Below are 15,415 nucleotides of genomic sequence, written 5' to 3'. Positions count from 1 at the left end.
CTTAGAAAAACCTCAGAATCTTTTTTTCAATACCAGTTCTCCGTTGGCATCAAAATACCTCCAAGTGCCTACCTGAATATCCTTTCGGAAACGGCCGGTCATCTTTTCTTTTCCATTGGAATGGTATTCGGTGTAGCGCCCATGCTTGAGTCCATCTTTAAGTTCTACTTCGAATCGGATGGTTCCATTAGCATACTTTCTATTGAAAGTTTTGGCCGTCAAATCATTGGGATAAATAGGTCTTAGATTAAAAACAGCCTCTGTGATTTCTTTGGTTTTAGAAATTTGGTCTTTATCCCTAGATGTATTTGACACTTCCTGGAATTGAAAGCTTTCTTTCACCTCTGCCACATCCTTGTAATCAACAACAATTCTGCTTTCAAATACATCATCTTCAGGTTTCATTTGAAGACCAATCTGCGGAAAACAAATAATGAAGTCCTTGTTTTTTCGCATTTGTGATTTGGTCTTTCCATCCGCCAGGGCATACATATTATTATATAGTACAGGAACGTTGCTGTATAGAAATAGGCTTGACTTTTTTTCAAAACGTTTCTCAAACGCTTTAAAATCTTTCGAAGTTGACAGGGTTTGCTTTTCTATAACATCATTTATGATGCTCTTTATCGTGTTTGGGTTGTTACTGAACACCGCATAGTCATCGATAAGGGTAAAATAGGGTTTGTCCAATTCCTTGAAACGGTTACCCAATAGAATCTTAAAAAAGCCTTTTATGGATAAGAAGTTAATCTCGTACTGTTTGTAACTCACCGTTTTAAATTTGACCGGGGTCTTTTTTCTGATTTGATCTAGGATAAAGCCCAAGTTGGTTCGTGCATGGTCACTATCATTGGTCTTTAATACCAAGGCCATATCGTTTTTACCTTTCGAAATCTGGGATTCAATCTGAAGCAAGGCTATTTCATCACCAATCCAACTGATAAAATGCTCCTCAATATTGATTTTTAGGAATTTTTCCAGCTTTTCAATACCCGTTTGGTAATCTTCAAACTGTTTGGGGTCATCCTGTTGTACCGCTTTAAAGTTGTCATAGAATTTAGAAAAACTGTCAAACCCATAGCTTAAATATAGTGCGGTGCGTTTAGGGGCAATTTTTGGAATACTTCTTTTGGCTGTACCGGACTTCTGCAAGGCTTCCAAATAGCTCTCATTGGTATTGCTGATGTTGGTATATCCATTTGCAGTCAGGCTGTTATTTTTGTCTAGGTCGAAATGGAACCCAGAAAAAAGAAAATTTTCACTTACCCGATTTACCCAATCACCGGGTCTATCCGAAAATGCAGAGATATAGTTATCCAAATAATTGTATTGCACATACACACGAAACAAATCTTCAAACCCAACTTTTTCATTGATTTCTATGAAGTTCAGGTTTCTCCCCAAAACAGGCTCTTCGTATTGGTCTATTGAAGCTTCTACCAACGAATGGGTGTAAGAGGCTATCAACTGATTTTTAATAAAGGCCAAAGACATGGTTTTCTTACTTGTGCGATCGTAGATTTCCAAAATCTCATGTTCATGATACTTCCGTTTACTAAGGGTGTAGTTGTTGTTCAATAAGGTATTCAAATACGTTTTGAGCAATTTGAGTTTGGCAATGCGTTTTAGGTCCAATACATAGAAAATACCATAATCCTTGGGAGAGATCATATGAACTGAGATGAACAAGGAACGATCATCCAAAAATTCAAACAATCTACGTTGATCATTGAATACCGTATCCACTTCCTGGATATTGGAAGTGAGTTCTGAGAAATAATCGTTTTTCAATAGATGTTCCCAAGCTTCGCTTTCCCGTATCTTTTTCCAACTTTTGACCGGTTTTTCGGATTCAACTACAAAAACTGCATCTTTCGGAATAAGATAAATGGATTGCAAGTTGTTCTTGGGGGACAACACAAGAAGATAGACCAGATAACCCACATAAATCAACATAGCGGCTAACAGTCCAAAAAAGATTTTTTTTCTCATGTAAAAGGGTACAAGAAATCTTTAATTACAACGAAAATCCTCCAAATTTAGTCTGTTGGAAAGCCCATTACACCAAGTGATTTTCCCACTTTAAATGATAATCCCTATTTTTAGCAATGACCTCCGTGCAAAAAAAGGTTTCTTCTCTTTACCAGTTTTTACTTTCAGATAGAACCAAAGAAGTCTTCGAGCGGTTTACCTTGAAAATTGCCATATTAAGTTTTATCGTGCATTTGGTCTTGATTTACGTCAACCAATTTACGCCATTGTTCAATATACAATCTGAGCTTTTGGGTAATCCCATAGGAGCCATCTACACTCCATTTTCTTTTATATTATTATATGAGGTATATCTGCTCATTTTTTACCTACCTAGATCAATCACCACTTATATTAGTAAACAATATGAGATAATAAGTCTAATAATTATTCGTAGGCTGTTCAAGGATTTATCCAATCTTAAGTTAAGCTCTGATTGGTTCAGCCTCAAGGAAGATCTTCAATTTACATACGATATCATCGCCTCGCTTTTGCTATTCTATCTGCTTTACTGGTTTTATAGATTGAATACCAACCGAAAAAAGATGTCCGCTCAAAATCCCACCTTGGCGGTAAATGTTGAAAAATTTATAAGCTTAAAAAAGATAATTGCAATAGGTCTAGTGCCCATTCTTTTGGTTCTTGCCATATACTCTTTGGGCAGCTGGTCCTATGAAACCCTTTTCGTGGGGAACAAGAAAATTGACTCCATCAAAAACATTAATAATGTTTTTTTTGATGAATTCTTTACCGTTCTTATAATCGTTGATGTTATTTTATTGTTGGTATCTTTTTTCTATACCGATAAGTTCCATAAAGTAATTCGGAATTCGGGCTTCGTGATTTCCACTATTCTTATCAGACTCTCATTTTCAGTGGATGGCATAGTAAACACTGTCTTAATTGTAGCCGCGGTTGTTTTTGGCCTTTTGATTTTAGCCATACACAATACCTATGAAAAACACCTACCCATAAAGGAGTGAGTATTACAATGATTTCAGGTCTTTGATAGTTTTAAAGGCAACATCGACCTGTTCTTCATTCACCAAAATAGTAAACTCATTGGTCGTGGAAATTACTTCATACAGTACGATGCCCTCCCAAGCCAAACGTTGAAAAATGAAATAGTAGATTCCGGGTACCGAAACATTTTCCGCTGGTAATTTCACCGTGATTGAAGAGAGGTTTTCAGCTTTTTGTGTGCACCGCTCATTGGCAAAGTATTTTTCAACCACGCCATCCATGGTATTGCTGATAACGATGTTGATTTCGTTTACCCCTCTTGAAGAAGTGTAAAAAACATCTTGGTTCACGTTAACCTCTTCCAATAATTGAGCCTGTTGCCTCAATATGGTATCTGAGGCAAGAAAGGTGTAATCGGTAAGATTGGACCGAACTGTAATTTCCCCAATGTTCTTAAGCACCTTAACGATACGGTGGGTGGCACGGAATTCCAAATCATCTGAAAGGCGTTTAAGGGCCATCACCACGGCACCGTCCTTTACGTCTTTTCCCAACGCTTCTGAAATCTCTGGTTTAATCTGCCTGGATAGAGAAGTAAGGTTAATTATTCCTTGTGCTAGGGCACTTTGAAGGAAGGGTTTCTTCTTAATATAGTGTTCTACAACTGCGGAAATGGTTTTCATCTGATTGGCTTTTCAAACAAAAATAACAAATTGTTACAAATAACACAAGTAGTTAGAAATAGTGAAAAGCACTTTCTAGATGTTCTACCTCAAAACCCTTAGAACCTCCCTTTACAATGATTACATCAAATCGTACTTCTACATCCAAATTGTTTTCCTGTATATAGTGGTCTGCCGCTTTGACCAGTCTTTTTATTTTTCCTTGATTGATCACTTGTGATATGTCTTCTAAGAAATCTGAAGTTCTGGATTTTACCTCGACCACGACCAGAGTACCCTCTTTTTGTGCAAGAATATCAACTTCCGCCCTATCATATCTATAGTTTTGTTCAAGGATTTGGTATCCTTTTTCCTTTAAAAAATTCGCGGCGATTCGTTCTCCTTGGTGCCCAAAAGCGTTATGTTGACCCATAAATTTTGAAAAATAGAAAAAAAAGCATGCATTTCATCGAAAAATTTGGTGCTTGACCCTTATCATAACGTTAACATTGTAATTTGTGAGCTCTTTATCAGAACCACACCAACGCTAAGCTAGACATATAGTTGCCCCAAAACTATGGACCTATTTAACGCCGAACATTGCTATGGAGTACTTTATCAATTGTAATTCCTCAACCTTGGCGCCGTATACAACTCCATTGGATGAGTTACGTGCTGCCCATTTGTACCGAAGGCTTGGTTTTAGTGCCTCGGTCCAGACCATTAACGCTGCTGTCGGACAATCTGCAGAAGCTCTTGTAGACAATCTTGTAGATCAAGCCTTGGCTGCTCCCGTAATTCCAGCGCCTCTTTGGGCGGATTGGAATAACGATGACTATCCTGCAGACGATGACCTTGCACGTCAAGTGCGTCGCGCACAGCAGGAAGAGTTTGAAACTGCCTATGGAAACGCCCTTTTAGACAATAATCTAAGGGATAGACTCAGTTTCTTTTGGCATAATCACTTTGTGACTGAGATTGACGTTTATCGTTGTAATTCCTTTTTGTATTACTATATCAACTGTCTACAAAGAAATGCGCTAGGTAATTTCAAAACTTTTGTTAGCGAAATTGGACTGACTAGCGCCATGCTGTATTACCTTGATGGTGCTAGAAACCGAGGTAACAATCCCAACGAAAACTATGCCCGTGAGCTTTATGAGCTATTTACCTTGGGTGAAGGTAATGGTTACACGGAAGAAGATATCATTGAGACAGCTAAATCTTTATCCGGTTATACCAATCGTGGAGACGTAGGTTGTACCCAAGTAACTTTTAATCCCGAAGACTTTAATACGGATAATAAAACCATTTTGGGGCAAACTGGAAATTGGGGATATGATGATACCATCGATATCCTTTTCAATGAACGTCCCAATGAAATAGCCAATTTTATATGTAAAAAGCTTTACGAATATTTTGTGCATCCCGATTCAGACGATGAAATGGGTAATGCACAGACCATAATTTCAGGATTGGCCGCAACTTTTGTTGCCAATAACTTTGAATTAGCGCCAGTAATGCGACAGCTTTTTAAAAGTCAGCACTTTTTTGATGAGGATGCCATTGGAGTAATCATCAAAAGTCCGTTCGACTTGTATTTGGGCCTAATCAAAGAGACCAATTTTACCTATGACGATAACATAGTCCAAAACGTTATTGACTCTTCAAGATTGATTGGACAAGAAATGTTTGATCCTTTCGATGTGGCGGGTTGGCAAAGAGACAGGGAATGGATAAACACCAATTTTATTATTGGTCGTTGGTTGACTTCAGAAGTATATATCCAAGCTTTCTTCCAATCGGATCCAGAGCAGTTTAGAACCTTTGGTATTGAAGCCACTGGAGCTAATGGTGCAACGGAAACAGATCCAAATGTTGTGGCAAGGGCCATAATAGACAAGCTAACACCAAAAGGTTTATTGACCGATGCCGATTACGACAGGGCAATCATAGCTTTCCGGGAGCCTTATGAAGACAACAATGTCTACGAAACAGGATCTTGGAACATGACCCTTGATGACGCTGGCACACAAGTATACTTGTTGTTACTGTATTTGGTAAGAGAACCTGAATTTCAACTTAAATAACCCCTACAATTATGTGCGATACTCACCACACTCACGATACATCTCCTCATAAAGGCCTAGAACATGAAGGTCATGATTTGGAGCACAAAAACTGGAGCAGAAGATCCTTTCTCCAAGCCCTGGGGATAGCGGGTTCTGGTTCCATGTTTCTTGGAAGTAATTTATTGACTGCATCAGCGCCATCTCGCTTGACATCAGCGATTGCCGATGCTGAAACAGATAATATTCTCGTATTGATTCGCTTATCCGGAGGAAACGACGGTTTAAGCACTGTAATCCCCGTACAGCAATATGACACTTATGCTAATGCCCGTCCCAACATCTACATTCCAGAAAGTAAAGTATTAAAGCTTACTGATGATTTTGGTATACCCACCTATATGAATTCCTTGGAATCCCTTTGGGGAGAAGGAAAGTTCAAAGCCGTTCATGGTGTTGGATACCAAAACCAAAGTTTATCCCACTTTACGGGCTCGGACATTTATGCAAACACCGATTTGACCACAACAGGTTTTTCTGGTTTGAACACTGGGTGGATGGGTAGACATTTTGAACAATGTTATCCTGACTATCTTATCAATCCACCAGAAGCCCCGGCAGCTATTCAAATTGGAAGTATTGCCAACTTGGTTTTCCAAGGTGAAGAAACGAATTATGCTTTCGTAACGAACAACATTGATCAGCTGGAGGAAATTGCTGAGACCGGTTTCTTTTATGACATCGCAAACGCTCCTTTTGGCGATTGTATGTATGGCGATCAGTTGCGTTTCTTAAGAGGTGTGGCCAATACCACTTATGAATATGCAGGAAAAATCAACGAAGCGTATGAAAGAGGTCAAAACCAAGTAGAATACCAAGACAATGGTTTTGCAAGACAATTGGCTTTATTGGCTCGATTGATTAAAGGTAATCTAGGTACAAAAGTGTACATGATTTCCATGGGAGGTTTTGATACTCATGGTAACCAACCTTTGGCCCACGAGCGTCTTATGTCCAATTTGTCTATTGCCGTGAACAACTTCTATGAAGACTTAGGTTTCACGCAACAGGACGAACAGGTATTGAGTATGACCTTCTCCGAATTCGGTAGACGAATTTTTGAGAACGGTTCATTGGGTACTGACCATGGTAAGGCAGCTCCTACTCTTTTCTTTGGTTCTGGTCTTAACGGAAGTGCTTTTGTTGGTGACCACCCATCATTGGATAGTCCAAATAGTCGTGGAAACTTGGATTATACCATGGACTTTAGGGATTTATATGCCACAGTATTGGCCGAATGGCTCTGTGTGCCAATTCCTTTGGTGGAGCAGCATCTTTTAGATCATCCTTACGCCCCGGTTAACCTTGGATTCAATTGTAGCGGTGTGGATTTCCCAGATATCGCAATGGATAATGACCCACCAACGTTGCCAGATACTCCTCCAAGTGAAGATGGTATGAACCCTAACCCAGACATCGAAACTGCAATTGTACATAGACCGTACTACCCAAATTCAAGAGCACCCCATATTTACTTGGAAATGCCTTTTGCAGCTCATGTGGATATTGAATTATTCAATATTTTGGGTCAGAAAGTAGGTACGGTGTTTAATGAAATGATGCTGGAAGGTTCGGCAGAAATAAACATTCGAGAGCGAATGAGAGATAGTCTTTCCACTGGAAAATACATTTATCGAATTTCCGTAGGTGGTGAAAGAATGAGTAAATCCGTAATGATTATGTAAAGCTTACTCCAATAAGCAAACACTCTGGAATCCTCCGATTGTGCTATTCCCACCCCATATTAGGAATGCCCTTTCGGAGGTTTCTTATTTAAGGAGCATAAGTTCCCCAGCTTCTACCAAAAACTGTATTTTTGAGGCTTAATTAAGCTTCAATATGTCTCAAGACAATACGCCTACTAGGTATACCCTTACTGCAGCTCTTCCATACACCAATGGCCCAATACATATTGGTCATTTGGCAGGAGTTTATGTTCCCGCGGATATCTATGCCCGTTTTCTCCGTTTAAAAGGGCATGATGTTGCTTTTATCTGTGGCAGTGACGAACACGGTGTGGCTATTCCTATGAAGGCTAAAAAAGAGGGCGTATCTCCAAAAGAGATTATTGACAAATACCATGGAATTATAAAACAATCCTTTGTTGATTTTGGGATTACTTTTGATAACTATTCCAGAACTTCAGCAGAAATACATCATAAAACCGCATCAGACTTCTTCAAGAAACTATATGATCAGGGAGATTTTATAGAGGAAACCACTGAACAGCTGTATGATGAAGAAGCACAGCAATTCCTAGCAGATCGCTTTGTTGTGGGTACATGCCCTGTATGTGGACACCATGAAGCCTATGGTGATCAATGTGAAAACTGTGGTTCATCCTTGAATGCCACTGATCTTATTAATCCGAAATCTGCCATTACTGGAACCGAACCCTCGCTTAAGAAAACAAAACATTGGTTTCTTCCCTTGGATAGATATGAAGGTTTCCTGAAGGAATGGATAATAGAGGGGCATAAAAATGATTGGAAACCCAACGTATATGGACAATGCAAATCATGGATTGATGATGGTTTGAAACCACGTGCCGTAACACGGGATTTGGACTGGGGAATTCCGGTGCCTGTAAAAGATGCTGAGGGGAAAGTCCTCTACGTTTGGTTTGATGCTCCAATAGGATACATTTCTTCCACAAAGGAGTGGGCCGAACGCGAAGGAAAAGATTGGGAACCTTATTGGAAGAATAAGAACACCAAATTGCTTCATTTTATTGGTAAGGACAATATTGTTTTCCACTGCATTATATTTCCAAGCATGCTAAAAGCACATGGTGAGTTTGTGCTACCGGAAAATGTCCCGGCCAATGAATTTTTGAACTTGGAGGGGAACAAACTATCTACTTCAAAAAATTGGGCGGTCTGGTTGCATGAGTATCTAGAAGAGTTCCCGGATATGGAAGATGTTTTACGATATACCCTCACGGCAAATGCTCCGGAAACCAAGGACAATGATTTCACCTGGAAGGACTTTCAAGCGCGAAACAACAATGAATTGGTTGCCATTTTTGGGAATTTCATTAATCGTGTAGTGGTATTAACACATAAATACTATGACGGTATAGTCCCAAAACCTAACGAGCTAAACGAACAAGATAAACAAGCTCTGATTTCGTTATCGGAGTACCCAAAAATCTTGGAAGATTCTTTGAATAGATACAGATTTAGGGAAGCAAGTCAAGAGTTGATGAACCTAGCTCGTTTGGGCAACAAGTATTTGGCAGATGAAGAACCTTGGAAACTTATTAAAACAGATGAAGATCGCACCAAGACCATAATGTATGTAGCGCTTCAAATCGCTACTGGGCTTGCAGTATTGAGCGAACCTTTTTTGCCCTTCACGTCAGGAAGACTTAAAAACATTCTTAATGTTAGTTCAAGCTCAGTAGAGACCTCATGGGATGAGGTTGGCACCAAAGAAACCCTCTTACCTTCAGGACTCCAAATTAATAAAAGTGAGCTCCTGTTCCGTAAAATAGAGGATAAGGAAATAGAAGCTCAGTTGGCCAAACTTGAAGCCACTAAACAAGCCAATACGCAGATGGAAAAAGAGATTATACCTCAAAAAGACACTATCACTTTTGATGATTTCAGCAAAATGGACATGAGAGTGGGAACAATCGTTGAAGCTGAAAAAATGCCCAAAGCGAACAAACTTTTAGTATTAAAAGTGGATACAGGACTGGATACACGAACCATAGTTTCCGGGATTGCAGAAAGCTTCAAACCCGAAGAAATTGTTGGGAAAAAAGTTACGGTTTTGGTCAACTTAGCTCCAAGAAAACTGCGCGGTGTGGAAAGCGAAGGCATGATTTTGATGACTGAGAACAAAGCTGGCAAATTGGTCTTCCTCAACCCAGACGAAGATGGTGTTGAGAATGGTGAGGGCATAAATTAGTTCCTTGTTAATCAAATCAATATTGGTTCATGCAACTCATCCGCTTTATCCTAAAACGCACACAGTTTTCTGAAAAAAGTGTGGAAAATACAATTGCATTACTCTATGAAGATTGTACCATTCCATTCATTTCCAGATATCGTAAAGAACGTACAGGCAATTTAGATGAGGTTCAAATTGGGGAAATTGTAAAATTCAAAGCTGAATTTGAAGCTTTGGAAAAAAGAAAGTTGGCAATTATAAAAGCCATTAAAGAACAAGGCCTATTAACTCCAGAACTCCAATCCAAATTGCAAGATTGTGAGAACCTCAATAGCCTAGAGGACCTTTATATACCATTCAAAAAAAGTAAAAAAACAAAAGCCGAGGTTGCCCGTAAAAATGGCTTGGAACCTTTGGCTAAAATCATCATGACACAACGAAGTGATGAGATAGAGTTCATCGCTTCCAAATACCTTACGAACCAAGTTCAAAATGAAGATGAAGCTCTTGAAGGCGCTAGACATATCATCTCAGAATGGATTAATGAGCGTACCGATATACGAAATCAGCTACGAAACCAATTGGAGCGACATGCCCTTTTGAATTGCAAAGTCATCAAAACCAAAAAGGACAATGAGAAAGCGCAGAAGTTTCGTGATTATTTCGATTGGAGTGAACTATTGAATCGGTGCCCCTCACATCGATTTTTGGCCATCTCAAGAGCGGAAAAAGAGGGATTCATTCGCGTCAAAATCGAAATCGATGATGACAGGGCATTGGATAAGATTGAAAGGAGAATACTCAAATCAAATAATGCCTGTGCTTCACAAATTGAAATGGCCATAGCGGATGCATACAAACGGCTTTTATTTCCTTCTTTATCCAATGAACTTCTAAAAAATGCAAAAGAAAAAGCAGATGCCGAAGCTATACAGGTTTTTTCCAAGAACTTAAAACAATTATTACTTGGCGCACCCCTTGGTGCAAAAAGAATTTTGGCCATAGACCCTGGTTTTAGAACAGGCTGTAAAGTAGTTTGCTTGGATGCCCAGGGTGATTTAAAACACAACGAGACCATATATCCACATGCTCCACAAAATGATTCTGCAGGGGCAATTAAAAAGATAAGTTCTTTGGTCGATGCCCATAAAATAGAAGCAATTGCCATTGGTAATGGAACCGCATCCCGCGAAACCGAACACTTGGTGAAACGAATCCGTTTTAAGAATCCCATTGAAGTATTTGTGGTCAGTGAAGCAGGTGCTTCCATATATTCAGCATCAAAAATTGCCAGAGATGAATTTCCCAACTACGATGTGACGGTTAGAGGAGCCGTTTCCATTGGAAGAAGACTGGCAGACCCGCTTGCAGAACTGGTCAAAATAGACGCTAAATCCATTGGTGTTGGACAATACCAACATGACGTGGATCAATCCAGATTGAAAACTTCCTTGGAAACCGTTGTGGAAAGCTGTGTTAACTCTGTGGGTGTCAATATCAATACGGCCAGTGTTCCTTTACTCAGTTACGTATCGGGCATTGGGCCAAAACTAGCAGAGAACATCGTTGCCCATCGGAACGAGTATGGAGCTTTTAAAAGTAGAACAGAGATTAAAAAGGTTCCTCGGCTTGGAGGGAAGGCTTTTGAGCAAGGTGCAGGTTTCCTACGGATAAAAGAAGGTGAAAATCCTTTGGACGATTCAGCTGTGCATCCTGAAAGCTATAGTATAGTGGAAAAGATGGCAAAAGATAAAGGAATCCCGCTATCCAAAATAATCGGAAACAAATCTATCCTCCAAAGCATAGACATTGCCCGCTACTGCGATGAAAATACTGGTATCCCCACTTTACAAGATATTCTTGAAGAATTGGAAAAGCCCGGTTTAGATCGAAGGGAAAAGGCCAAAGTTTTCGCTTTCAATCAAAACATACGACAGATTACAGATTTACAAGTAGGTCAGTTGCTGCCAGGCATTGTCAATAACATCACCAATTTTGGCTGTTTTGTGGATATTGGGATAAAGGAAAGCGGGCTTATCCATGTTTCCAATCTAGCGGATTCCTATGTTAAAGACGTAAATGAACATGTAAGTCTTCATGAGCAAATTATAGTTAAGGTTTTGGATGTAGATGTACCTCGAAAACGTATTCAATTGGCTTTGCATAAAAAAGACTGACACCAAAATGCTAAAAATTGCCTATCACCCCATTTATAAACATCCCTTACCTGAAGGTCATCGCTTTCCTATGGAAAAATATGACTTGCTTCCCAGGCAACTGTTACATGAAGGTACCTGCACAAAGGATAATTTCTTCAGTCCTGTTTTACCCGATGATTCGGCAATTCTTGCTGTCCATGATAAAACCTATTTTCAAAACCTTTCCCAACTCAATTTAAAACCCAGCGAAGTACGGAAGATTGGATTTCCATTAAGTGCTGAACTTGTGGAACGGGAACGTATCATCGCGGATGGAACAATTAAGGGCTGTCTGTTCGCTCTGGAGCACGGAGTAGCCATGAACATAGCTGGAGGAACCCATCACGCTTATTCTAATCGAGGAGAAGCTTTTTGCATGCTTAATGACCAAGCAATTGGAGCTAGATATCTTATCAAAAAAAACCTAGCTAACAAGGTTCTTATTGTAGATTTAGATGTACACCAAGGCAATGGAACAGCAGAAATTTTTCAAGATGACGATGCTGTTTTCACCTTCTCCATGCATGGAAGAGGCAACTATCCCTTCAAAAAGGAAATATCTGACTTGGATATTGCTTTGGAAAAGGCAACTAGGGATGATGAATACTTAATCAAACTAAAAAACGTCTTACCTGAACTTCTAGAAAAGCTAAAACCTGATTTTGTTTTCTATTTGTGTGGTGTGGATATACTATCAACTGATAAGTTGGGCACTTTGGGAATGACATTGGAAGGTTGTAAAGAACGTGATCGTTTTGTATTGCAGACCTGTTTTGACAAGGGGATTCCCATCCAATGTAGTATGGGTGGAGGATATTCTCCTGAAATAAAAATAATCATAGAAGCCCATGCTAATACATTTCGTTTAGCTCAACACATTTATACTTAGATTTACTGTTCATTTTATTCAACCTTATGAAATCATTGCCCCTATTACTGCTCATGTTAACTTTAATTCAATTAAACGGACAGGAGTTAAAAATTGATAAAAAAGAGAGTCTTTGGAATAATTTCACCTATGATATGGGTAACGTATTTGGTGGTATCGGTCATTCCTACAGCCGTCCTTTTCATTGGAAGGGAAAACAATGGGCCAATTTTGGGTATGTGACGGCTGGAACTCTGGCTTTATTCACTGTTGATGATGAATTGGACAATTGGGCAGATGGTTTCAGAGATGATGTTCCCGATTTTCTGGTCAATTATGGAATTGAGTATGGTAATCCAGAGAACAATTATATGTTCACTGGTGGTGTTTATCTTGCCGGCCTATTTACCAAAAATGAAAAACTTAGGAGAACAGGCGTGCTTTTAATAGCTTCGGCTACCGCTGGAGGCTTTTTGCAGCAGGTAAGCAAGCGAATTATTGGAAGGGCGCGTCCAAAAAGTGGAGATTCCTCAAGTACGTATGATCCTTTTAACATAAATAGAGTTTTCAATTACGATTCCTTTCCTTCCGGACATGCGATACTAGCTTTCAGCAACGCCTATGCCATTGCCAAACAATTTAAAAGCCCATGGGTAAAAGCAGGAATATACACTGTAGGCTTAATCCCTGGTTTAGCTAGAGTTAATGATGGATTTCATTGGATATCGGATGTGGCTTTTGGCACCGTGCTGAGCATTTTTATAGTGGAATCAATCGATAAGTATCTAGATTCCAAGTACGACCAAAAATATAATGACCAACAAAAAAAAGTAAGCTGGAATCTTAGTTTTGGTCCTGGAACGATGGGATTGGCTGTGCAATTCTGACTATTAAGAATCAATCTAGCGTTAAGTACCAAGTGCGTTTTGTAATTTTACGTTATAAAACATTAAGAACATGCTATCAAAGAGACTAGAAGAGGCTTTAAATAAGCAAATCCGTATAGAAGCAGAGTCATCACAAGTGTATTTGTCCATGGCCTCTTGGGCCGAAGTAAAGGGACTGGAAGGTGTAGCTGGTTTCATGTACGGACACGCTGATGAAGAGCGTATGCATATGCTCAAATTGGTGAAATACGTAAATGAAAGAGGCGGTCATGCCGTGGTTTCCGACTTAAAAGCTCCAGAAACTGAATTTGGCACCCTCCAAAAGATGTTGCAAAAATTATTCGAACACGAAGTATTTGTATCGCAAAGCATCAACGAATTGGTTCACATCACCTTGGATGAAAAAGATTATGCTACTCATAATTTTCTACAATGGTACGTAGCCGAGCAGTTGGAAGAAGAAGCTTTGGCTAGGACGGTTTTGGATAAAATCAACCTTATCGGTGATGACAAAGGAGGACTTTACCTGTTTGACAGAGATATACAGCAACTAACCGTAGAGAGCGCTGCTTCCGACACGGCCGGTGAATAAATGTTAATAACTATTTATTTAGATTAATTTAAAATAGCTATATTTGACCCACTGATTTATTCAGATGGGGAAAAACAAAAAGGCCGGCAAAAAAGGAAAGAAAGCTATATTAAAAGAGCTACCTCCTGCTAACTGTAAGACCAGGTGCTGTAAAAAATATAAAAAGTCAGAAAGCAAACGATGTAAGCGTTGTCCCTGCTATGATTTGCTGAAAAAAGTTGCATAGAAAACCGCCAAAAGGCGGTTTTTTTATTTTTTAATGGAAGTAGATTGAGCTACGTCTGTGGTTGCCTTAAAAAGGTCTGAAGCGTCCGGTGTTGAAAGATAGTTTCTCATTTTAATCCAGTATACATCGCTATGGGCACAAGAGCCCTCACATTCCTTCAAATACTTGCGGTGTGCTTCTTTTTTGCTCTTCATGTATACGAGATAGAAGGAAAAATTAGATTTTCCCAATTCACGTTCAAAGTTTTCCTGATCGTTCCAATAGTCCAGCTCATCTTGATGGTCCAATTGGAGGCCTTGTTCATAGGCGGCATCGCGTTCCGCTAAATTCTCATAGAAACGCAGTAATTTGGAGTTGGTCGTAGTCCTTTGAGCCTGGCTTTGCTTCGCAAAACCAAGAAGAAGAACTAGTAAGAGCAAATAACTCCGTTTCATTTTTACGTTTCTTTTATAAATAGACGATAATTTGGGCCAATGGTTTCCTTTTTGTATTATAAATTATCGTTAAATCATTGATTTTAAAAGAAAAAGGGAGCATTTGCTCCCTTTTATCGATGATTTACGTTACATCATTTATCCAACATCAACAATTCCTTACATTGAATCTCTGTGATGTATCGTTTTTCTCCTTCCTTGGTTTCGTAACTCCTTGATGTCAATTTACCCTCAACCGCTACTTCCTTTCCTTTTGTTAGATAGTTTTCCACTATTTCAGCGGTTTTCCCCCATGCCACTACGTTATGCCATTGGGTTTCGGTTACCCGCTCCCCTTTTGAGTTTTTGTAGCTTTCATTTGTGGCCATGGAAAATTTGGCCAGTTTGTTTCCATTTTCAAGGATAATAATTTCAGGATCATTTCCTAGATTTCCAATCAACTGTACTTTGTTTTTTAGTGCATTCATGATTTTTAATTTTAGCGTTAAACAGTTAATACTATCGAACTTCATCATTCGACAGGGCAAA

At 39.3% G+C, this 15,415-nt stretch carries 13 protein-coding genes; 8 read left to right on the top strand and 5 right to left on the bottom strand.

Translation table 11 applies throughout. The features are described 5' to 3' along the window. Positions 1-12: 12 nt before the first annotated feature. The gene (locus tag CLV81_RS06430) at positions 13-1,992 is read right to left on the bottom strand and encodes a DUF3352 domain-containing protein (protein WP_106144206.1); all 1,980 of its coding nucleotides are present in this window, start codon (positions 1,990-1,992) and stop codon (positions 13-15) included. A gap of 116 nt (positions 1,993-2,108) precedes the next feature. Between CLV81_RS06430 and CLV81_RS06425 the strand changes: the two genes are divergently transcribed. Continuing rightward, on the top strand, positions 2,109-3,014 hold the full coding sequence (locus CLV81_RS06425) for a hypothetical protein (protein WP_106144205.1): 906 nt from the start codon (positions 2,109-2,111) through the stop codon (positions 3,012-3,014). A 3-nt stretch (positions 3,015-3,017) separates the two neighbouring features. On the opposite strand, the gene CLV81_RS06420 is transcribed toward CLV81_RS06425, so the two are convergent. Together CLV81_RS06420 and CLV81_RS06415 are read right to left on the bottom strand one after the other, a co-directional pair. Continuing rightward, positions 3,018-3,677 carry an aspartate kinase gene (locus tag CLV81_RS06420; protein ID WP_106144204.1) on the bottom strand — a complete coding sequence of 220 codons (660 nt, stop codon included), beginning with the start codon at positions 3,675-3,677 and terminating at the stop codon, positions 3,018-3,020. A 52-nt stretch (positions 3,678-3,729) separates the two neighbouring features. Then, the gene (locus tag CLV81_RS06415) at positions 3,730-4,089 is read right to left on the bottom strand and encodes a YraN family protein (RefSeq protein ID WP_106144203.1); all 360 of its coding nucleotides are present in this window, start codon (positions 4,087-4,089) and stop codon (positions 3,730-3,732) included. 172 nt (positions 4,090-4,261) lie between these two features. Between CLV81_RS06415 and CLV81_RS06410 the strand changes: the two genes are divergently transcribed. From CLV81_RS06410 to CLV81_RS06380, 7 genes are all read left to right on the top strand, one after another. Then, on the top strand, positions 4,262-5,746 hold the full coding sequence (locus CLV81_RS06410) for a DUF1800 domain-containing protein (RefSeq protein ID WP_106144202.1): 1,485 nt from the start codon (positions 4,262-4,264) through the stop codon (positions 5,744-5,746). Between the two features lie 11 nt (positions 5,747-5,757). Further along, positions 5,758-7,470 carry a DUF1501 domain-containing protein gene (locus CLV81_RS06405; RefSeq protein WP_106144201.1) on the top strand — a complete coding sequence of 571 codons (1,713 nt, stop codon included), beginning with the start codon at positions 5,758-5,760 and terminating at the stop codon, positions 7,468-7,470. 154 nt (positions 7,471-7,624) lie between these two features. After that, complete coding sequence (gene metG, locus CLV81_RS06400) at positions 7,625-9,700, top strand: methionine--tRNA ligase (RefSeq protein ID WP_106144200.1); 2,076 nt, start codon at positions 7,625-7,627, stop codon at positions 9,698-9,700. A gap of 29 nt (positions 9,701-9,729) precedes the next feature. Next, complete coding sequence (locus tag CLV81_RS06395) at positions 9,730-11,859, top strand: Tex family protein (protein WP_106144199.1); 2,130 nt, start codon at positions 9,730-9,732, stop codon at positions 11,857-11,859. Between the two features lie 7 nt (positions 11,860-11,866). Then, positions 11,867-12,769, top strand: coding sequence for a histone deacetylase family protein (locus CLV81_RS06390; RefSeq protein ID WP_106144930.1), 903 nt, complete (start codon positions 11,867-11,869; stop codon positions 12,767-12,769). Between the two features lie 26 nt (positions 12,770-12,795). Further along, positions 12,796-13,635 (top strand): phosphatase PAP2 family protein, encoded by an 840-nt coding sequence (locus CLV81_RS06385; RefSeq protein WP_106144198.1) that lies wholly within the window; start codon positions 12,796-12,798, stop codon positions 13,633-13,635. A gap of 70 nt (positions 13,636-13,705) precedes the next feature. Continuing rightward, complete coding sequence (locus tag CLV81_RS06380) at positions 13,706-14,227, top strand: ferritin (RefSeq protein WP_106144197.1); 522 nt, start codon at positions 13,706-13,708, stop codon at positions 14,225-14,227. Positions 14,228-14,476: 249 nt separating this feature from the next. On the opposite strand, the gene CLV81_RS06375 is transcribed toward CLV81_RS06380, so the two are convergent. Together CLV81_RS06375 and CLV81_RS06370 are read right to left on the bottom strand one after the other, a co-directional pair. Further along, positions 14,477-14,887 carry a hypothetical protein gene (locus tag CLV81_RS06375; RefSeq protein ID WP_106144196.1) on the bottom strand — a complete coding sequence of 137 codons (411 nt, stop codon included), beginning with the start codon at positions 14,885-14,887 and terminating at the stop codon, positions 14,477-14,479. A 134-nt stretch (positions 14,888-15,021) separates the two neighbouring features. Continuing rightward, positions 15,022-15,354 (bottom strand): single-stranded DNA-binding protein, encoded by a 333-nt coding sequence (locus tag CLV81_RS06370; protein WP_106144929.1) that lies wholly within the window; start codon positions 15,352-15,354, stop codon positions 15,022-15,024. Positions 15,355-15,415 lie beyond the last annotated feature (61 nt).

It is taken from the genome of Flagellimonas meridianipacifica (assembly GCF_003001695.1).
Taxonomy (GTDB): domain Bacteria; phylum Bacteroidota; class Bacteroidia; order Flavobacteriales; family Flavobacteriaceae; genus Flagellimonas; species Flagellimonas meridianipacifica.
Note: the sequence above shows the minus strand (reverse complement) of the source record. Positions and strands in the feature narration are given on the sequence as shown.